This window comes from uncultured Actinomyces sp. (assembly GCF_963542285.1).
Taxonomy (GTDB): Bacteria; Actinomycetota; Actinomycetes; order Actinomycetales; family Actinomycetaceae; genus Pauljensenia.
On record NZ_CAUTWQ010000014.1, the window covers coordinates 1 to 20,567 of the forward strand.

The following is a 20,567-nucleotide window of genomic DNA, read 5'->3' on the forward strand; positions in this document are numbered from 1 at the left end:
CACACCCCACAAAGAAAAACAACAATCTCATACACACATTTCGGGCATTAACCCGAACTTTTAGGCCGTCCCAGATATTTGTGAATTCATCCCTGAACTGACTAGCATTTAGATATCCCACACAAATCAATCAGGAGATTTTCAGGTGTCGATACGCGTTCAAACTCTCGCAAGATCAGCGATTTCGGGGCTTTCAATGCTCCTCGCATGTTTCCTTGCATTAGCCTATTTCGTCGTTTCTCAAGGTGCGTCGCAGGCCGCAACCGTCAACGACATCGTCAAGGATGTCAAACTCTCAGGAGTCAGCTCCTCGACGAAGCTTGGCATTGGCACCATGATGCAGGTTGACTTCACCATCGACGGAACAGGGAAGGCGATCCGCCAGGGAGACACTTTCACCATACAAGCCCCCCCGGAGCTCAACACCTTCGCTTCGACCGGCACACAACTTCAATTCGACATGATCGCCCCCGATGGTCAGGTCGCTGTCAATTGCTCTGCTCCCGCACCTGAACCCGGAGCGGTCATTACCTGTACCTTCACCGACTACGCAAACTCCCACGAGAACATCACCGGTTCAGGTTGGGCAAAGATGAGTGCAGCTGCAAAGACCACTGCTGGCGCAGTGTCCTTCTTGATTGATGGCAAGGCTGTTTCTGTTCAGCTCCCCGGTGACGGGACCGGAATTGGCGATACCAATATCGGAAAAACCACCAAACACAACAAGGGCGGAACAGTCGACTCCGATGATCCCTCGTTGATTAACTGGTCGATCAACGTCGTGGAGTCGGGAATCTCAGTCGAGACCATCACTGTTGACGACACCTTCACGAATGACAATGGTGGCTACACCCTGGCCAACGAGCCCTCAATGTTGGTGTGGGCCAACGGAGACGATTTCCCACTGGGTGATTCCACAACGGTGTCGAATGGCGATGCTCTGAACGGTGGCACCTTCACCGTCACGAAGAAGGCCGACGGCAGCGGTTTCACTGCGTCTTGGCCGAAGGGTGACGGAAACGCAATCTATTCGATCTCCTATGACACCAAGATCAAGAACTCGGCAATGGTCGGCAAGTCTGCGACCTTCACTAACAACGCCTCTGTCAACGCTGTTGCATTGGTCGGAAAAGCGGTAATCACAGCTGATGGTGGTGGTTCCACCGACGACAACCCGTCATTGCCTCGCCCCACACCAACTACGACGACTCCAGAGCCGACCCCCACCACAACCACTCCAGAGCCGACCCCCACCACAACCACTCCAGAGCCGACCCCCACCACAACCACTCCAGAGCCGACCCCGAGCACGACGACACCGGAGCCGACCCCAACAACGACTGAGGCCACTCCGGAACCTACTCCCAGTACGACGACTCCGGAGCCGACCCCCACGACGACAACGCCGGAACCCACCCCCAGTACAACCACTCCGGAGCCAACTCCGACGACAACTGAGCCGACTCCTGAGGTCTCAACAACGACTCCTCAACCTGCGGCCTCAACAAGCAGCACGACTCCTCCGCTAGCTCCCGAGACAAGCACCCCTCCGCTTCCACCGGCGCCACAGCAGGATGTGCCCCCCGCGGCTCCTTCACCCAAGGAAGCGAATCGTTCCCTTGCTTCGACCGGCACCGATGCGACTCTTGCCGCAGCAGCTGCGCTGAGTGCGGCAATTGCTGGTGGGGTACTTGTCGCCCGCACTCGTCGCGAACAGGATTGAGATAAAAAGTCGATCACGTTTGCGGCCTGAAGCCCACACATAGGGACACAAAGGCACAGCCCTGATTGGCCGACACGCAATCGACTCAATACACAACAGGGTGGGGGCCAGACGCGCAGCGTCTGGCCCCCACCCTGTCATAACCGCATCTAGCGGTGGTGATCAGTCTTCGCGGGTCGTAACCTCAATGATCTGAACTTCAGCAGAATCTGGGATATCAGCCGCGCGAGGAGCAGATTTTCCAGAAGCACCGGTCGAAGGCTCATCAACCACAGTGCTGTCAACAACGCGCACACCCGGTCGCGGAGATCCATAACGCGAAGGCGTATCTTGGCCCATCCCACGACGCAACGCGCGACGAACAAAGAAAATGAAGGCAGCTGAAATCAGCGCAACACCGATGACAACGATCAGAATTAGGTTGCCCAGTAATGTAAGAAGTCCACCAATCATGCATTCACCCTACACTGGGCACAATGATCGTGAGACAATAGAGCCCTCAGCTCTAAACGAACATGTCACTGAAGACGCATCGCCTTCGCCCACGCATGTTCCACTCGGTGTCGGCAGGAAGAGGCGGTTACATATGGGAAAACGAGCCGAAACCCAGGACCGTCTCCTTGCAGCAACTCGACACATCATCATCACCGAAGGCATTGAAGCCACATCGCTTGAGCACATCTGCGCAGTCGCTGGTTTTACCCGCGGCGCCTTCTACTCAAATTTTTCCTCTAAAGACTCACTGCTGGGAATCTTGGCTGAAGGCGAATACGCCGACCTGATCCAACGCCTGCGTGAGCGCGTCCTTCTGTGGGAGAACGCCCAAACCCCCGCTTCGCAGGGAGGCGAGGGGGATCGTCACCTCCTCATGGAAAACCTGCTCTACGAAGCCTTGGACGCAATCCACATTGACGAAGGACTCTACATCCTCCACTCCGAGATGCTCATGCGTTCAATCCGCGACCCCGAGTGGGGTATGCGACTGCTGGACCTGAACCGCCAATTTGCGGATCAACTCGGTTCGGTTCTGCAGACAATCCTGACGGCCGCCGGGCGCGAACTCACGGTTCCCATTGGCGCCCTTACCCAAAGCGTCATCGGTGTCGTCATGCGTGCCGCAGGACTTGCAGGTTGGCGTCAATCTATTCGCGATTACCGAAGTAAGCACAGTACTGCCACAAACTCCGGCTACCCCGCGCCGGCGCCTCGTGAAGATCACCCCCCGGTCCCAGCTGCCCACACAGCTTCGCAAGCCAGCCCGGCAACCCGATCAATTCTCGAAGTTGTCTTGGTCCTGCTCTACGCCTGCTCGCGCGAAATCAACTGAAAATACACATCGGTATCGCCCTCAAGCGTTTTCAAAGGAAACTTCAAGAGTCGCAGAATCAGGCCAAAAACTCGTAGCACTTTATCTGAGTTCCAGGCCTATCCCCCACAATATGCACCCCTGTATTTGTCCGCTTATGCGGCGAATTGAACGATGGGTGTAATGCAGATTGATCAAGAAGCACCCGTCCTACACTGCGACGAAGTTGACTCAACGAACACTCACCTTGCCCGCATTGTGCTCGGCGAGGGGTCAACTGCGCCTTCCGGTATAGCGCTGTGGGCAAGCCGCCAGAACAAGGGACGCGGACGCGATGGGCGCGTCTGGCTCTCTTCCGATGACTCACTGACTTTCTCTCTCATGGTTGAGGCCTCGGAAAGCGAATTGGAATGGCTGACCGCACTGGCTGGAGTCGCACTCCTGCGCACGATCCGCAGCACAGGGCTCGACACAGCAGCAGATGCTAAGGATGCGCTTTCGCTCAAGTGGCCAAACGATCTGCTGATCAACGGACGTAAAGCCGCTGGAATTCTTTGTGAACACCTCAACACAAAAGACGACACTCACCGCGTGATCATCGGCATTGGGTTAAACATCGGCGCACTACCGGCTGAAGTGCGTGACTTCGCCGCAAGCTTCGATACCTCACTGAGCAGCGAGGAACGCAAATCATTTATCCGCGAACTGCGCATGAACCTCGATCTGCTCTTCACGCTCCCCGGCGCACCCGAATCCTGGTGCGAGGAGTACAGCTCACACATGCGCATCTTCGGCATGCAATGTCCACTGCACCTTCCCGGAGGCATTGCCTTCACTGCGACTCCAATCAGCATAGATGAACACGCACACCTGATCTGTCGCTCCACGGAAGGTGAAATTCTGACCGTCACCACGGGGGAAATTTCCCCCACCCCACTAGTGGAAGGACACCAGTCATGACGATTGCCCTTTCTCCCGTTTTGGTTGCGAACCGAGGTGAAATCGCAGTTCGCGTCATTCGTACCCTTCGCGAAATGGGTGTGGATTCCGTCGCTGTCTACGCTGAGGCCGATCGGGATACCTTGGCTTGCGAGCTCGCCACTTCCGCATACAGCCTGGGTGGAAAGAGCGCTGCTGAGACCTATCTGAACCCGGAAGCGATTCTCGAGGCTGCCGCAAAGTCGGGCGCGCGAGCAATCCACCCGGGATACGGGTTCCTTTCCGAGAACGCCGATTTCGCCTCGCGCGTCGCAGAAGCCGGCTTGGTGTGGATCGGTCCTTCCGCCGAGGCCATCGAGGCCTTGGGTGACAAGATTCGAGCCCGCGAACTGGCTGATTCGTGCAAGGTCCCAACGATCACCGGTCGTTCCTTGGAAGGAAGCAGCGTCGAGGATGCGCTTGAGCTGGCACAGTCTATTGGCTACCCGGTCCTCATCAAGCGTGCCGATGGCGGCGGTGGGCGCGGAATCACTCGCATAAATTCCGACGCCGATGTTCGTGATTTCTACACGAACCTAAGCGATCCTTCGACGCTGACGCTGTGTTTCATGGAGAAATTCATTTCTCACGGTCGTCACGTCGAAACCCAATGTGCTCGCGATTCTTTCGGAACTTTCGCAGTCGTTTCAACGCGCGACTGCTCGGTCCAGCGTCGCAACCAGAAGGTTGTTGAAGAAGCACCTGCTCCTTTTATCTCCGAAGAACTCCACGCCTCACTTGAGGAATACTCCCGCGCACTCTTCGACGCGGTCCAATACGTGGGTGTCGGTACCTGTGAGTTCTTGGTCGAAGATGGCAACGCCTATTTCCTGGAAGTCAACCCCCGACTGCAAGTCGAACACACGGTTTCCGAAGAGGTTACCGGAATCGATCTGGTTCGCGAACAGATCCGAATTGCTCAAGTTCTTCCACTCAGCGAGATCCCCTCTACTCGCGGTCATGCGATCGAAGTGCGCGTCACCAGTGAAGATCCCGCTCAAGAACTGATGCCCGCAACTGGTCGTTTGAGCGCAATCCAGTGGCCCGGCGGCCCCGGAGTCCGTGTCGATTCCTTCATCCGTCCCGGCGAAGAAATCGGAACCGATTTCGACTCTCTCATTGCAAAAATCACCGTTCATGCTCCGACGCGTATTCAGGCAATTATTCGCCTTCAGCGCGCGCTGGATGAGTTTCGTGTCGAGGGTCTGCCGACCTCTGCTCCCCTGCTCGCTCATATCCTCGCAACTCCCGAATTTCGAAGTGAAGAAAGCGACAGCTTGGGTGTCTACACCCAGTGGTTGGAACGCGAAGGAGTCCTCGAGGAAGTTGCGCGCGAGCTCTCGGCTGCGGGTGGCACGCAATCACGTGAGGCCTCGGAAGAAGGAAAGGAAGCACACACACTGCGCTCCTTCGTCATCGAAATTGACGGAAAGCGCACAACTCTGAGCCTTCCCGCGGAACTTCTCAGTGCTGCCGGGGGCGAATCGGGGGGACGCGCACTCCGGCCTCGTCAGCCACTGCGACGCTCACTGCGCCCACGCACTGGGGCAAACGACGAGGGCCCGAACGTTACCTCCCCCATCCAAGCAACCGTCATCCGCATCGCCGTCGAAGAAGGCCAAGAGGTCGAAGAGGGCGAACTGGTTGCGGTCATTGAGTCCATGAAGATGGAAAAGGCCCTGAACGCAGGTTGCGCGGGAACGATCTCGGCGATTCACGTCTGCGCGGGCGACACCGTCAAAGCAGGAGACGTCTTGGTGAGCATTAAGGAGGAAGCATGACCCCATCGAGCGCCAAGCGAATCGACGAGGCCGAAGAGCACGAAGCAATCAGCCGCAGAAACTTCTACGATCGCACGCACAGCATCTTGGAGGCGGCAGAAGAAAAAGCACGTCAGGCACAGCATGCTCGGGGACGCCAGACCGCCCGCGAGCGCTTGGACTACCTGCTTGATGAAGGCTCCTTCAGCGAGCTTAACCGCTATGCCGGTGGCGATATCGAAGCCGGCGAGCTCGGTTCTGCCGTCATCACGGGTATCGGCACGCTGGATGGCCGCCCCGTCGCTGTTTACGCACAGGACTTCTCAATCCGTGGCGGCACGCTGGGCAAGGTTGAAGGCGATAAGATCCTTCTCCTCATGGATCGTGCCCTCTCCATGCGAATCCCGATCATTGCACTTTTGGACTCGGGCGGCGCACGCATCCAAGAAGGCGTCACCGCGCTTGCACAATACGGTCGAATCTTCCGCAAGACCACCGAGGCCTCGGGAGTTGTCCCTCAGATCTCGGTAATCCTGGGTCCCTGCGCGGGTGGCGCGGTCTACGGGCCGGCACTCACCGACTTCATCATCATGACGAAGAACTCCTCGTACATGTTTGTCACGGGCCCCTCCGTTGTGAAGGCCGCGACCGGCGAAGAGATTTCCTCTGAAGACCTGGGTGGTGGCGACCTGCATAACTCGGTGTCGGGCGTTGCACACTTCCTTGCCGAAGATGAGAACGAGGCCTTGGATTACGCGCGCACCCTGCTGTCCTACCTGCCGCAGAACTGCGATAAGAAGCCTCCGCGCTACCTCTTTGAAAACGATGGCACCGAAGAACGCGCACGCGAGGTCGCTTCCTTGGTTCCGGAATCCCCCAAGCAGGACTACGACATGGTCGAAGTTATTGAAGCGCTTGTCGATCACGGGGAATTCCTTGAGGTTCAGCCCCTGTTCTCACCGTCAATCGTTGTTGGCTTCGCCTGCTTTGAAGGACGGCCGGTTGGAATTGTTGCCAACCAGCCCAGCATCGATGCGGGAACTCTGGATGTGAACGCCTCTGAGAAGGCCGCACGATTCGTTCAATTCCTTGACGCCTTCGGGATCCCGATTATCACCCTTGTAGACGTCCCTGGATATCGCCCCGGTTCTGAACAGGAACGAGCGGGAATCATTCGCCGCGGTGCCAAATTGATCACCGCCTACGCAACGGCCACGGTTCCCATGATCACCGTCATCATCCGAAAGGCATTTGGCGGCGCCTATATCGTCATGGGTTCGAAGTCACTGGGCGCAGATATGAACTTCTCATGGCCGGCCTCTCAAATCGCCGTGATGGGCTCTGAAGGTGCGGTGGACATCGTCTTCCGCCGCCAGCTTGCCGCGGCCGGAAAGGAAGGGCGCGATGTTGCTCAGCAGCGTGCGCACTACCAGGAAATGTATGAGCGCCAAGCGATGAACCCGAATCTTTCTCTGAAAAATGGAGAGCTCGACGCACTGATCGAGCCTTCCACAACCCGCCAGAACATTTGCCGAGCCCTATCGGTCCTTCACCTCAAGGACCGCACCGTAACGACCCCACGCGTCCACGATAACGCCCCTATGTGATGAGGAAAGTAGATTAATCATGACCGCATTTTTTGCCGAAATCCCCACTCCCTACGCATTGACTTTTGCGGGACAGGGGTCCGCGTGGCGCCCTGCTCTTTCGACCTCCCTGTCCTTCCCCCCTCACGCCGCACTGCTGCGCAAGCACTACCAGGCGATGCGTGAGCTTCTTGCTCCCGTTGCCGGTGAGCTTCTGACCAGCGCGCCCGGTTCATTGGAGCGCCTGAACGCTCTTCTGGACGGCAACGCTGAGGACCTTCCTCTGGACCGTTCCGCGTCCGTCTCAGTGCCGGGTATCACCTTGGCTCAGCTAGCTGCTTTGGCAGATCTTGATGCCACCCAGTTGGATGTCCACACGACTTCCCCCCTGCTGCTCGGTCATTCCCAAGGCATCTTGGGCGCCGAGATTGCCCGCGCGTGGATCGCCCGCGATGACCAGCGACTCACCCACGTCCTGGCCCTCGCAGTGCTCATCGGCGCCGCTGCGCAATCGGTCAGCATCCGTTTGGGCGCGACAAACTTGGGCGAAGCGACCCCGATGCTTTCCGTTCGCGGACTACCGGCCTCGATGATTACCGAGGCCGTTGAGGGTTCTCCCGTTTCCCTGGCCGTTGTCAATGGCCCGCGTTCCGTCGTTCTTTCCGGCCGTCCGGGTGATCTTGAAGCCTGCCGCCGTCAGCTTGAGGCTCAGGTTGCAGCCTCGAACCGCGCTCTGGACGAGCACCTGACCGGCGGTACTCCTCTTGAGGCAATCGTCGAGTTCCTGCCTGTCTCTGCCCCCTTCCATTCGCCCCTGTTGGAGGAAGCAGTCGCGCAGGTGGCTTCGTGGGCACGAAGCTTGGCAGCAGCCGGTCACGGAATTGATGACGCCGAGGCCGAGCGCGTTGCCCGCGCGATCCTCGTTGAGCGCGACGACTGGTCTGCAGCGATTTGTGCAGCCCTCAGCCAGGGCGTCAAGACCTTCGTTGATCTTGGGCCTTCGAATATGCTCACCCGCCTGACCCAGGACCTCCTGGATGGAACCGGCGCACAGATCGTGGATGCATCAACCGCATCGCGCCGCACCGAACTCGATGAAGAAGGTTCGTCAATCGAAGCCGCCGCAGACTGGTCACAGTTCGCTCCCAAGGTCGTTGCCCTTCCCGATGGACGCCGCGTGGTTTCAACGGCATTCACCCGATTGACGGGACGCTCTCCCATCATCCTTCCGGGTATGACTCCCACGACCGTCGGACCTCGTATTGTTGCTGCGGCCGCAAACGCTGGTCACTGGGCCGAAATGGCCGGTGGCGGCCAGTACTCCGAAGAGGTCTTCACCGAGCACCGTCTTGAGCTTCAAAAGCTCCTTGAACCCGGCCGCACCGCGGGATTCAACACGATGTTCTTTGATCGTTTCATGTGGAACCTGCAATTCGGTGTCAACCGCATTGTTCCCAAGGCCCGCCGCGCAGGTGCGCCCATCGATGCGGTGACGATCGCCGCCGGTATCCCCGAATTGGACGAGGCCCACGAGCTCATCGCGCAGTTGCGCGCCGATGGCTTCGAATACCTGTGCCTGAAGCCCGGAACCGTCGAGCAGATCGAACAGGTCATCCGTGTTGCACAGGCAAACCCGGATCAGACCCTGATTATTCAGGTGGAAGACGGCCACTCTGGTGGCCACCACTCATGGGAAAACCTTGACGATCTGCTCTTGGCTACCTACGCACAAATCCGTCGTACACCCAACCTTGTTCTTGCTGTTGGCGGCGGTATTGGTTCGGCTACGGACGCCGCTCGCTACATCACCGGACAGTGGTCCGTCGATCTGGGCTCAGCACCCATGCCCGTCGACGCTGTTCTGGTAGGTACGGCCTCGATGGCGACACTAGAAGCCGAAACTTCTCCTCAGGTGAAGCAACTGCTCAAGGACACCCCCGGTGTTGGCGGTGATGGCTGGGTCGGTACCGGCCAGGTACGCGGTGGCATGACCTCCGGTTTGTCCCACCTGAATGCGGACATGCACGAGATTGAGAACTCCTCTGCTCGCGCTTCACGCCTGATTCACGAGGTCGGCTCCGACCAAGAGTCCATCGACGCACACCGCGATGAACTCATTGCAGCCATGAACAAGACTGCGAAGCCCTACTTCGGTGAGCTCTCTGAGATGACCTACGCCGATTGGGCACGCCGCGTCATCGATCTGTCCTACCCCTGGGCCGATTGGACCTGGACGGATCGCGCTCTGGATCTCTTCCACCGCATTGAGTCCCGCCTGAACCCGGCCGACCACGGTGATATCCCCACGCTTTTCGAAAGCCGCGATGATCTTGAAGACGGACAGGCCGCTTTGGCCCGCCTGCTCGAGGCCTACCCTCAGGCCGCGACCACCCGCGTCATTCCCGCCGATGTCGCATGGTTCCCGGTCCTGTGCCGCAAGCACCACAAGCCCATGCCTTTCGTTCCCGTTCTGGACGGCGATCTTGCTCGCTGGTGGGGAACCGACACTCTGTGGCAGTCCCAAGATGCACGTTTCGATGCAGACGCGGTCCGCATCATCCCCGGTCCCCGTTCGGTTGCCGGAATTGATCGCGTTGATGAGCCCATCGGTGAAATGTTTGCCCGTTTCGAGCAGGCTGTCGTCGATGCTGTCTCCACTAAGGACGCGCGTGTTCCCCAGGTCTGGTCGCGTTTCCACGATTTGACTGACGCGGCCTCGTTCCTGCGGGAAATTTCCCACATCCAGTGGGCAGGCAACCTGGTCGATAACCCGGCCTACACCTCGGTCGAAGCCACGGAAATCCTTCACGATGAGGGCGGCTACTCGATTCGCATTCACTGCGATTCAATGTGGGATGAGACCCCGAATAGCTCTCACCACTCAGTTGAGTACATTGACATCCCCGTTCTTCTCTCCAGTGCGTGCATGACCGGTGCTTACCCGGTTGTTGACATGTCGCGACTGTCAGTGACCGCTTACGATCTGCTTGCCGGCGCTGCCGGAGTGGGCACGACGACAGTGAATGGCGACCACATTGAGAAGATGCCCGCTGTTATCCCCGGCGAAGGTTTTGGCACGGTTCGCTATTCCTTCACTTTCACCGAGAACCTGGGCTACGCTCACGGAGCGGTGACCGGTGGCGCTCTGTCGACACAACTCGCCTCGGGAGTTCCCGATGCGCTGGTCGGCCCCTGCTGGCCCGCGATTTACGCAGCACTGGGCTCGGCAATGTACCAGGGCGTGCCTGTCATTGAAGGTCTGGTCAATGCCGTTCACCTCGACCACTCGATCTTCTTTGATGCTCCGCTTCCCGCTTTTGGAACCCGCGTCGAGGTCGTGGGACGCTGCGCTGAGCTTGCTGAGTCTTCGGCCGGTCGCGTGGTGCGCGTCGAACTTGAGTTGAGTGCTGAAGGCACCGTTTTTGCCCGCTTGGTTGAGCGTTTCGCTATCCGAGGCCGCATTGCTTCGACCCAACCGCCCGCACCGGCACCCGAGGTCGCAGATTCCTACAGGGATACACCGCGTTCCTTCCTGCGTCACGTGCGCGTTCAGGCTCCCGAAAACATGACGGCCTTCGCCATTGTTTCCGGAGACTTCAACCCCATTCACACCTCCTACGCTGCTGCACGCCTTTCCGGCCTTTCAGCTCCGCTGGTTCACGGAATGTGGTTGTCCGCGACCGTTCAGCATCTGCTGTGCGCTCACTCAACTCAGCCGGTTGACAGCCCTGATCGACTGGGTGTCATTCGTTCCGTTGACATGCCCGAGGTCGAGATTGAAGCATGGTCCTACCGCATGTTCGGCATGGTTCAGCTCTCGGACATCGTGGATATCACCATTGAGCGCGTGGGTCGTATCGGTGGCGAATTGGTCCTTGAAGCTACATGCCGCATTGGCGATGAGGTCGTCTCCATCGCGCGTGCACTCACTCGCGCACCACGCACCGCTTATATCTACCCCGGTCAGGGTATCCAGCGAAAGATGATGGGCTTGGAGCACATGAGCTCAACCGCTCGCGCGGTGTGGGCACAAGCCGATGCTCATACTCGCAAGGCACTGGGCTTCTCCATCGAGGCCATTGTTCGTACAAACCCGACCGAACTTCGCGTCGGCAATGAGGTCTTCCGCCACCCCAAGGGCGTCCTCAACCTCACGCAATTCACCCAGGTCGCTCTGGCAACTTTGGCCTACGCCCAGACCGAGGAACTCCGCGAGGAAAACGCCCTTGTGGATCACTCCTTCTATGCGGGACACTCTTTGGGCGAATACACCGCCCTCTCCGCCTACGCACGGATCTTCCCCCTCGAGCAGGTTCTGGAAATCGTGTTCCAGCGCGGTTCAGCCATGCATCACTTGGTCGAACGCGACGCACAGGGTCGATCGAACTACGCAATGGGAGCTCTTCGCCCCAACCAATTCGGTATGGGCGACGCCGAGGTCCGTAACTACGTGGCCTCGATCGCTGAAAAGTCCGGCGAATTCTTGGAGATTGTCAACTACAACCTGGCTGGTTCTCAGTACTCGGTTGCTGGAACGGTCGCCGGCCTGAAGGCCCTGGAAGAGGACACCGCACAGCGTGCCCGCGAACACGGTGGTCGCCGAGCGCTCATCATGATCCCCGGAATCGATGTTCCCTTCCACTCCTCGCGCCTGCGCGCTGGTGTCCCGGCCTTCCGCGACAAGCTCGATTCTCTGCTTCCCCAGGACATTAACCTTGAGGTTCTCGAAGGACGCTACATCCCGAACTTGGTTGCTCGCCCCTTCGAACTCACCCAAGATTTTGCCCAGTCGATCCTTGACGTTGTTCCCTCTGAGGCAACTCAAAAGATCGTCGACAATTGGGAAGAATCGATCGCTCATCCGCAGGCCACCGCGCGTACCCTGCTCATCGAGCTTCTCTCGTGGCAGTTTGCTTCGCCGGTTCGCTGGATTGAGACTCAGGATCTGCTCTTCAGCGCTCCCCCGCAGGGCTTGGGCGTTGAGCGCGTGATTGAGATCGGTTTGGCATCCTCGCCGACCCTGGCAAACATGGCTTCGCGGACGCTTTCGCAGCCTAAGTTTGCGCAGACAAATATCGATGTGCTGAACGTCGAGCGCGACGCTGCACGCGCCCGTAACGAGGACGCGGTCGCTCAGCCCGAGCGTGCACAATCCGACGCGTCGGCGCCCAGCGACGAGGCCACTCTCGCTGCAGCCGAAAGCAACGCCTCGGCAGCGGAAGTCCCCGCGGCAAGCGCTCCTGCGGTCGAAGCACCTTCCCCCGCCCCGGCGCCAGCCCCCGCGGCTGCAGCAAGCGGAACCATGCCGGAACTCCCGCTCTCGGCCTCGGATGCAATCCGCGTTCTTCTCGCCTTCTCGAACAAGCTCCTCCCCGAGCAGATCGATGCCTCTGACACGGTCGAAACCCTGACAAATGGCGTGTCGTCAAAGCGCAACCAGCTGCTCATGGACATGGCCGCTGAGCTTTCGCTCTCGACCATCGAAGGCGCGGCTGAAGCATCGATGGGCGATCTCTTCGCGACCATCGATACTCTGGTTCCCAGCTACACGCCTTTTGGCCCGGTCCTCAGCGACGCAATCAACTCCAAGCTCCGAAAAATCTTTGGTTCCGCCGGCCTTCCCGCAAGCTTCACGACCGGTTACGTCAAGGACAATTGGGGCCTGAGCGAACAGTGGGCCGCACGTGTGAACGCAGAAATCCTGCTGGGCACCCGTGAAGGTGACTCGATTCGCGGCGGTAGCCTCTCGACTCTGCCCGGCTCGGTTTCCTCTGCGAAGGATGCCGCAGCGCTCATCGATCAGGCTCTGGCTTTGATCGCGGCACGTGAGGGCTTGACGCTCTCGCGTCCAAGCTCCGGTGGAGGCGCCAGCGGCGAGGTCGTTGATTCTGCTGCTTTGCGCGACCTGGAAGATCGCATTTTGGGTGAGCGCGGGATCTTGGCCAACCAAGCGCGCGACATTCTCAAGGTTTTGGGTATCTCTACTGCCCTCGCTGCAGTAGAGAGCGAAGATTCCTCCGCGCTGATCGCGGCTGTCGAGGCCGAGCTTGGGGCAAATTGGGAAGCCTCCGTGCGCCCAGCCTTTGATGAAGGCCGCGCGGTCCTCCTTGACGATCGCTGGGCAACTGCTCGTGAAGATCTCGCCCGCATCTTCGCGGGTGCGACTTCCGCTGAAAGCCTTGCGCCCGAACGCCTACGCGGCGCAGGACAATCGCTGAGTGAACTGGCGAAGTGGTACAGCGCCAACACCTCGGATGCAGGTCTCAAGGACTACTTCGCCCGCGTCGCCCACGCTGCTCTTGAGACAGCTGAAGGCCGCTTCGCCGGAGACGTCGCACTTGTTACCGGCGCTGCCCCCCACTCGATTGCGGCCGCAGTCGTCGGTGAGCTTCTGGCTGGTGGCGCAACCGTCATCATGACCTCATCGCGAGTCAACGATGCACGACTGGCATTCGCCAAGGAGCTGTACCGCACGCACGCAGCAATTGGTGCAGCCCTGTGGATCGTTCCCGCAAACATGGCATCCTTCCGCGATGTTGACGCGCTGATCTCCTGGGTTGGTAGCGAACAGACCGAGACGCACGGGGCGACGACCGAGGTCGTCAAGCCCGCGCTTCTTCCCGATCTATTCGTTCCCTTCGCCGCACCTCGCGTCTCCGGGACTGTTGGTTCGGATCCTCAGGGTGCTCTTGCTCAAGAACGCCTGCTTCTGTGGAGCGTCGAGCGCGCAATCCACCTGTTGTCCGGCTTGGGTGCGGACACGGCTCCCAACCACCGCACGCACATCTTGCTTCCCGGTTCGCCGAACCGCGGAATCTTCGGTGGCGACGGTGCATACGGCGAAGCAAAGGCAGCCTTCGACGCGATTGCGACCAAGTGGGAGCACGAGTCCGGTTGGCCGACGCGCACGAGCATTGCCCACCCGCTGATCGGTTGGGTTCAGGGGACCTCCCTCATGGGCGGGAACGACATTCTAGTTCCCGCGGCTGAGGCGGCAGGTGTACACGTCTACACGACCGAAGAAATCGCCGGCGAACTCGCCCAGCTCCTCACCCGGGAGGTCCGCGAACAGGCTGCTCAGTCTCCTGTTCACGCCGACCTGACCGGCGGCTTGGCCGACGCGGGACTTGACCTTCCCGCGCTGGCTCGCCAAGCACGCGAGCAGGCGATGGCCTCGGCACAGGAAACTCAGGCAGAGAAGCAAGCAACCCTGCGGGCATTGCCCAACCCGGTTCTTCCTTCACTGGCTGCACCGATCGAGTGGGCAACTCCTCGCGCGCAACTGCGCGATCAGATCGTCATTGTCGGCACCGGTGAAATTGGCACCTGGGGTTCGGGACGTACCCGCCAAGAGGCTGAGTTCGGTGAGGACTTCGACCTGACCGCAGCCGGCGTCCTGGAGATGGCCTGGATGATGAAGCTCATCAACTGGTCTGATAGCCCGCAGCCCGGCTGGTACGACGCTTCTGGCGCACCGGTTGACGAGGCCGAGATCTACGATCGTTTCCGCGATGAGGTCGTGGCTAGGTCGGGTATCCGTCGCTTCAACGACGATTCAAACATGGTTGATTGCGGTTCGAATGACGTGAGGACGGTCTTCTTGACCTCCGAGCAGACCTTCACCGTGGACACGAAGGCTGAAGCCGAAGACTACGTCTTGGCCGATCCTTCGCACACGAGGATCTGGGAAGAAAACGGTACGTGGCATGTCACCAAGTCCGCTGGTTCCCCCGTCCAGGTCCCCGCGCGCGCAACTCTCACCCGTACGGTCGGCGGCCAGATCCCGCAAGACTTCGATCCGGCTCAGTGGGGTATTCCCGCTTCCATGGTTGAGGCCCTGGACCGTATCGCTGTGTGGAACTTGGTCACCGCAGTGGATGCCTTCATCTCTTCGGGCTTCTCCCCCGCTGAGCTCCTGCAGGCTGTCCATCCGGCAGATGTGTCCTCGACACAGGGCACGGGTATCGGTGGCATGGAGTCCCTGCGCCACGTCTTCCTCTCGCGCTTCCTGGGTGAAGATCGTCCGCAGGACATCCTTCAAGAGGCACTGCCCAATGTCGTGGCCGCACACACCATGCAGTCCTTCATTGGCGGCTACGGTCAGATGATCCACTCGGTGGGTGCCTGCGCAACTGCCGCGGTTTCCATCGAGGAAGCCGTCGACAAGATTCGCCTGGGCAAGTCCGACTTCGTTGTTGCCGGCGGTATCGACGATATCTCTGTCGAATCGCTCACCGGCTTTGGCAACATGAACGCGACCGCCGAGTCCGCAGCGCTTGAAGCACGTGGAATTACCCCGCGTCACTTCTCTCGCGCAGGGGACCGTCGTCGTGCGGGCTTCCTCGAGGCCGCTGGCGGTGGCACCCTGTTGGTCACCCGCGGTGATATCGCCGCGGATCTGGGACTGCCGGTCCAAGCGGTTGTCGCCTACGCGCGTTCCTTCGCAGACGGTGCGCACACCTCGATCCCCGCCCCCGGCCTCGGCGCCTTGGCGGCGGCACGCGGTGGTCGTAATTCCGCACTGGCTCGTGCCCTTGAGGACCTCGGACTGAGCGCGGACGATATCGCGGTTGTCTCCAAGCACGACACCTCGACTCGTGCGAATGACCCAAACGAGGCCGAGCTTCACTCGCGTCTATCGGCCGCGCTTGGGCGTTCAGTGGGCAACCCGCTGTATGTCGTGTCGCAGAAGACCCTGACCGGTCACGCAAAGGGTGGCGCTGCGCTCTTCCAGGCGGCAGGTTTGATCGATATCTTCCGTCGCCAGGAACTGCCCGCAAACCGCGCGCTGGATTGCTTGGATCCGGAAATGGCTCAGTGGATGCCGCTCCTGTGGCTGCGTCAGCCGCTGGACATGTCCGCTTCCCCCGTCCGCGCTGGTGTCCTGACCTCTCTGGGCTTTGGCCACATCGCCGCGATGGTCGTCCTTGTTCACCCCGCTGCCTTTGAGGCTGCGCTGCGTGCCGAACGTGGCGAGGCCGCTCTGGCGCAGTGGCGTGAACGCGCCCAGAAGCGCCTGGAAGAGGGACGTCGTCACCTGGAGCAGGGAATGATCGGACACGCGGAGCTCTTCGTTCCCATTGAGGGGCGTCGCCTTCCGGCAACCGACACTCACGAGGCCGAGGTTGCCCTGCTTCTGGATCCTTCCGCTCGCTTGGGTGCAGATGGCACCTACGCATCGGCGGCTTCGGATTCGCAGGAAGCTCAGAACTGAGAACCGGCATGAAACCGGCAGCTATCGGTGTCGACCTGGTCGATGTTGCTTCTTTCGGGGAGCAACTCGGCCAGGAAGGCTCGGTATTTCATCGAGTCTTCACTGCTCGGGAGTGGAATGCAGCAGCGCGTTTTACTCCCGAGCAGGGAGCATCCGCCCGCGAAGCTTCTGAGGCCCTTTCGACTTCTAGCCTGCCTGCAGGTCTGTCGATGCGTTCGGTTCAATCCCTTGCGGCTCGCTGGGCAGCGAAAGAGGCCTTCATCAAGGCCTGGTCCTCGCTGTACTACGGTCGCGAAGATCCACTTGAGCGCGACCAGGTTGATTGGGCCGAAATCGAAGTGGTGAATGACCGTTGGGGGCGCCCTTCGCTGCGCTTCCACGGAGCAATTGCCGCCGCGCTCAAGCAAACAGAGCGCGAGATTTCAGCTTCACTCACATGGCTTGTTTCTTTATCCCACGACGGTAACTACGCGATCGCATGGATTCATGCGTACCCATCCGAATCACACTCTTCAAAGGATTTCTCATGACGACACCACTGGCTTCATCGACTTTCTCACCGGTATTAGCTGACCACTTCGGTAGCGCATCGCTGCGCCGAGACGCTCTTGCTGTTCTCGCAGGCGCGGGACTCGTCGGAGCTTTGGCACAGGTCGCCATTCCCATGTGGCCTGTTCCGATCACCGGCCAAACTCTTGGCGTTCTGCTGGTCGGCGCTGTTCTGGGAGCACGTCGCGGGGCTCTCTCACTGCTTTCTTATCTGGTACTTGGCCTTGCCGGAGTGCCGTGGTTCTCGTCCGCAAGCGGCGGTCTTACCGCACTTGCAAAGCCATCTTTTGGTTTCATCATTGGTTTTATTCCGGCTGCATGGTTGATCGGAAAGCTCTCTGAACGCGCATGGGATCGTCACCTCTGGCTGTCTCTTGCGGCATTCGGCGGAGCGACCCTAGTTCCCTTCTTGGTCGGCATCCCCTATATGTGGGTGGTTGTCCGCATGGGTGGTGTCAGCATGTCTTTCGCGCAGACCATGAATGCAGGGTTCACTCCCTTTATCGTGGGCGGAATCGTTAAGGCAATCGCAGGGGCGGCTGTGATTGGAAGCCTGTGGAAGGCGGTCGGCCACGTGGGACTCGATCGATAAAGCCCACGTCGACAGTTTTGATGGGTGTGGCCCGCGCACAATGCGCGGGCCACACCCATATTGTGTGATGAGGAGCGATTCAGGCTTCCCTCAGGGGCGGATTACTCCTGAGTGGGCCTTCCGTGTTTTGACGCACGTGTACGAACAACAATCCCGGCCGTTCCGGGGACGAACTCAGCAGGCTTGAGTTGAGGAAGGACCGGAGCCTGCTTAGCTTGAGCAGTGGGCTGTGTAGCTCTTTGAGGAGCCTGCTGAGCGTGGGAGTTCGCCTGAGGGACGTCGTTCATAGCCGCGTACGAGCGCACCCGACGAGGCGGCACCGAGCTGTGGCCACTGAGCGGAGCTTCCGAGGCCGCCACGGCTGTTCGAGGAGCCACTGCGGGGGTTTCCATTGCTGCGGCTTGCTGTGCACCTGCCGGCTCCACCTGAGCCGCTTGCGAGGGTTCCGTGGCCGCGGGATGGTTCATGCGTGCAAGGATCGAGGCGATGGCTGCAGCGGTCGGGTCAGCATCTGGGGTTTCCTGCGCGGCAGAGGCCTCGGGCGCGGAAATTTCCGGCTGAGGATGAGAATCGGCCCAACCGCTCAGGGTTTCAATTTCAGGTTCTTTGGATTCACGTTCACGTGGAGGGATTCCAACGAAGGGGTTGTCCGGGCGATCCCGACGTGTTTCGAAGAATGCACGAAGCTGGACGGTTGCTTCCTGAGCCAGAACTCCGGGAACGACCTCGACCTGGTGATTGAGGCGAGAATCACGAAGAACGTCACGCAGCGACCCAGCTGCTCCAGCCTTGGGGTCCCATGCGCCAAAGACGACGCGATCAACACGAGATGAAACTATTGCCCCCGCGCACATCGTGCAGGGTTCCAAAGTGACAACCAGCGTGCAACCGATGAGATTCCATCGATTCAAACGCTTTCCGGCCTCTCGCAGGGCCATGATCTCAGCGTGACCGCAGGGATCGTGCTCGGCCTCGCGGCAATTCCAACCGCGGCCGATAATCCGTCCTACTGAGTCAATAACGACCGCACCCACGGGGACATCTCCCAATTCGCGTGCTTTATTCGCCAGGAAGAGAGCGCGAGCCATCGCTTCTTTGTACTGATCCATAGTTGCCACCCCTTCAGCCTATCGCGTAAACCCTACTTCGCGGGTTACTCTTGAACCATGCGCCTTCATATTGCTGATCACCCGCTCATTGCCCACAAGCTCACCGTTCTGCGTGACCGCGACACCCACTCGGCAACTTTCCGCCAACTGGTTGACGAATTGGTCACCCTTCTTGCGTACGAGGCCACACGCCACGTCTCAACCACTGAGATCGCAATCAACACTCCTGTTGCGCCTACCGTTGGCAAGCGCATTAGCGAGCCGCGCCCCATCGTAGTCCCCGTACTTCGTGCTGGGCTGGGAATGCTCGAAGGAATGACCCGTCTTCTTCCCACCGCCGAGGTTGGCTTCCTGGGAATGAAGCGCGATGAAAAGACCCTTGAGGTTGAAACCTACGCGAACCGTCTTCCCGAAGATCTCTCGGGTCGCCAGTGCTTCGTTCTGGATCCAATGCTTGCAACCGGTCACACCATGGTTGCCGCAACCAAGTACCTCTTCGATCGTGGAGCCAAGGACGTGACCTGCGTCTGTCTGCTGGCTGCTCCCGAGGGCCTGAAGGTTCTGGAAGACTTCGTGGGCGATCGCGCAGATGTGACCGTAGTTGTCGCTTCTGTTGACGAGCGCCTCAACGAAAAGTCCTACATCGTCCCCGGTCTGGGTGACGCTGGCGACCGCCTCTACGGCATCGTCGACTGAGCCTAGCTCCGGTTAGATTCCTCAAAAACTTAAGGTGGCCACGTCCAAGGGACGTGGCCACCTTGATGCGCGCGGACATGCGTGCGGGACATGTGTGTGGGCGCGGCCAAGCCGCGCCCACACACATCAAAGTAACGATCAGTTAATCGCGAAGCCCTTGATCAGAAGGCCGGAATCACCGAGCCATCCTTCCAGGTGTCCTCGATGTACTTCCTCACCTGGTCAGAGCGCAGAAGCTCATCCAGCTTCTTCACTGCCTCGGCCTTATCGCCTGAAATACTGGTCTTCCATACCAGGACGTTCACCGAAGGATTGTTCTCGGGGGATTCAACGGCCAGACCATCGCGCGAGGGCGCCAGGCCACCTTCCTGCGCGAAGTTACCGTTGATCACCGAGTAGTCAGTCTCACCCAAGTTAGAGACCAGAACGGGTCCGTCAATTTCCTTGAAGTCAAAGTTCTTCAGCTTCTTAACGGTGTAAACATTGACGTCACCGCTTGCGGGGATCTCAACAAAACCGTTCGCAGCAAGAAGGCGAAGTGCGCGCTCCTGGTTGGTGACGTCGGAGATCACGCCAATGATTCCGCCCTTTTCAGGAAGCTCATCCAGGGACTTGTGCTTGGAGGAGTAGATGGCCAGGGGCTCGAGGTGGATGCCCTTACCGGGAGTGAAGTCGTAGTTGAACTGCTGCTCAGCCTTCTCCAAGTAGGGAACAGTCTGGTGGTAGGTGGCATCAACTTCACCCTGATCCAACGCACGGTTGGGCAGATCATAGTCGGTGAATTCCTTAATGTTGATGTTGATTCCCGCGTCCTTTGCCAGGTTGTCCTGGATGTACTTGAGGATCTTTGCATGAGGTGAGGGGCTGGCTGCAACGGTGATGGTGGTTGCGCCGTTTGAAGATGATGAAGAGCCCGTGGAACCGCTGGAGCAGGCCGAGAGGACCAGTGCTGCCGCAACACCAAGACCAGCGAGAGTACGAAGAGAACGAGAGTGACGCATGAGAGTAATTCCTTAGATTGTCTGTTTCCTACAAGCGGGGGGACCTGAGTGGC

Annotated in this window: 12 protein-coding genes; 9 read left to right on the forward strand and 3 right to left on the reverse strand. The window is 59.4% G+C overall.

Annotated elements, in window-relative coordinates; all coding sequences use genetic code 11:
* The first annotated feature begins 145 nt into the window (after positions 1-145).
* Positions 146-1,723, forward strand: a complete 1,578-nt coding sequence (locus RW023_RS06465; RefSeq protein WP_315580422.1) for an Ig-like domain-containing protein — start codon at positions 146-148, stop codon at positions 1,721-1,723.
* A gap of 162 nt (positions 1,724-1,885) precedes the next feature.
* Here RW023_RS06465 and RW023_RS06470 read toward each other — a convergent pair whose 3' ends face one another.
* The gene (locus RW023_RS06470) at positions 1,886-2,176 is read right to left on the reverse strand and encodes a hypothetical protein (protein ID WP_315580423.1); all 291 of its coding nucleotides are present in this window, start codon (positions 2,174-2,176) and stop codon (positions 1,886-1,888) included.
* Between the two features lie 133 nt (positions 2,177-2,309).
* Between RW023_RS06470 and RW023_RS06475 the strand changes: the two genes are divergently transcribed.
* The 7 genes from RW023_RS06475 (at position 2,310) to RW023_RS06505 (ending at position 17,708) form a co-directional block, all read left to right on the forward strand.
* The gene (locus RW023_RS06475; protein WP_315580424.1) at positions 2,310-3,050 is read left to right on the forward strand and encodes a TetR/AcrR family transcriptional regulator; all 741 of its coding nucleotides are present in this window, start codon (positions 2,310-2,312) and stop codon (positions 3,048-3,050) included.
* A 162-nt stretch (positions 3,051-3,212) separates the two neighbouring features.
* A complete protein-coding gene (locus RW023_RS06480; RefSeq protein ID WP_315580425.1) occupies positions 3,213-3,989 on the forward strand; it encodes a biotin--[acetyl-CoA-carboxylase] ligase in 777 nt (258 codons plus the stop codon).
* Complete coding sequence (locus tag RW023_RS06485) at positions 3,986-5,788, forward strand: biotin carboxylase N-terminal domain-containing protein (RefSeq protein WP_315580426.1); 1,803 nt, start codon at positions 3,986-3,988, stop codon at positions 5,786-5,788. The genes RW023_RS06480 and RW023_RS06485 overlap by 4 nt, the downstream gene beginning before the upstream one ends.
* Positions 5,785-7,374 carry an acyl-CoA carboxylase subunit beta gene (locus RW023_RS06490; protein WP_315580427.1) on the forward strand — a complete coding sequence of 530 codons (1,590 nt, stop codon included), beginning with the start codon at positions 5,785-5,787 and terminating at the stop codon, positions 7,372-7,374. The genes RW023_RS06485 and RW023_RS06490 overlap by 4 nt, the downstream gene beginning before the upstream one ends.
* Before the next feature lie 19 nt (positions 7,375-7,393).
* Positions 7,394-16,567, forward strand: coding sequence for a polyketide synthase (locus tag RW023_RS06495; protein ID WP_315580428.1), 9,174 nt, complete (start codon positions 7,394-7,396; stop codon positions 16,565-16,567).
* 8 nt (positions 16,568-16,575) lie between these two features.
* A complete protein-coding gene (locus RW023_RS06500) occupies positions 16,576-17,097 on the forward strand; it encodes a holo-ACP synthase (RefSeq protein WP_315580429.1) in 522 nt (173 codons plus the stop codon).
* Positions 17,094-17,708, forward strand: coding sequence for a biotin transporter BioY (locus RW023_RS06505; protein ID WP_315580430.1), 615 nt, complete (start codon positions 17,094-17,096; stop codon positions 17,706-17,708). Before RW023_RS06500 ends, RW023_RS06505 begins: the two co-directional genes overlap by 4 nt.
* A 101-nt stretch (positions 17,709-17,809) precedes the next feature.
* Here the strand turns inward: RW023_RS06505 and tadA are convergent, their stop codons facing one another.
* Positions 17,810-18,817: a tRNA adenosine(34) deaminase TadA gene (gene tadA / locus RW023_RS06510; protein ID WP_315580431.1), complete on the reverse strand. Its 1,008-nt coding sequence runs from the start codon at positions 18,815-18,817 to the stop codon at positions 17,810-17,812.
* A gap of 57 nt (positions 18,818-18,874) precedes the next feature.
* On the opposite strand from tadA, the gene upp reads away from it, so the two are divergent.
* A complete protein-coding gene (gene upp, locus RW023_RS06515) occupies positions 18,875-19,513 on the forward strand; it encodes a uracil phosphoribosyltransferase (RefSeq protein WP_009407884.1) in 639 nt (212 codons plus the stop codon).
* A 161-nt stretch (positions 19,514-19,674) separates the two neighbouring features.
* Here the strand turns inward: upp and RW023_RS06520 are convergent, their stop codons facing one another.
* Positions 19,675-20,514, reverse strand: coding sequence for a MetQ/NlpA family ABC transporter substrate-binding protein (locus RW023_RS06520; RefSeq protein WP_315580432.1), 840 nt, complete (start codon positions 20,512-20,514; stop codon positions 19,675-19,677).
* Positions 20,515-20,567 lie beyond the last annotated feature (53 nt).

Coding starts and splice junctions, on each gene's coding strand:
- RW023_RS06470 (WP_315580423.1), bottom strand. CDS start 2,176: ATGATTGGTGGACTTCTTACATTACTGGGCAACCTAATTCTGATCGTT.
- RW023_RS06475 (WP_315580424.1), top strand. CDS start 2,310: ATGGGAAAACGAGCCGAAACCCAGGACCGTCTCCTTGCAGCAACTCGA.
- RW023_RS06480 (WP_315580425.1), top strand. CDS start 3,213: ATGCAGATTGATCAAGAAGCACCCGTCCTACACTGCGACGAAGTTGAC.
- RW023_RS06485 (WP_315580426.1), top strand. CDS start 3,986: ATGACGATTGCCCTTTCTCCCGTTTTGGTTGCGAACCGAGGTGAAATC.
- RW023_RS06490 (WP_315580427.1), top strand. CDS start 5,785: ATGACCCCATCGAGCGCCAAGCGAATCGACGAGGCCGAAGAGCACGAA.
- RW023_RS06495 (WP_315580428.1), top strand. CDS start 7,394: ATGACCGCATTTTTTGCCGAAATCCCCACTCCCTACGCATTGACTTTT.
- RW023_RS06500 (WP_315580429.1), top strand. CDS start 16,576: ATGAAACCGGCAGCTATCGGTGTCGACCTGGTCGATGTTGCTTCTTTC.
- RW023_RS06505 (WP_315580430.1), top strand. CDS start 17,094: ATGACGACACCACTGGCTTCATCGACTTTCTCACCGGTATTAGCTGAC.
- tadA (WP_315580431.1), bottom strand. CDS start 18,817: ATGGATCAGTACAAAGAAGCGATGGCTCGCGCTCTCTTCCTGGCGAAT.
- upp (WP_009407884.1), top strand. CDS start 18,875: ATGCGCCTTCATATTGCTGATCACCCGCTCATTGCCCACAAGCTCACC.
- RW023_RS06520 (WP_315580432.1), bottom strand. CDS start 20,514: ATGCGTCACTCTCGTTCTCTTCGTACTCTCGCTGGTCTTGGTGTTGCG.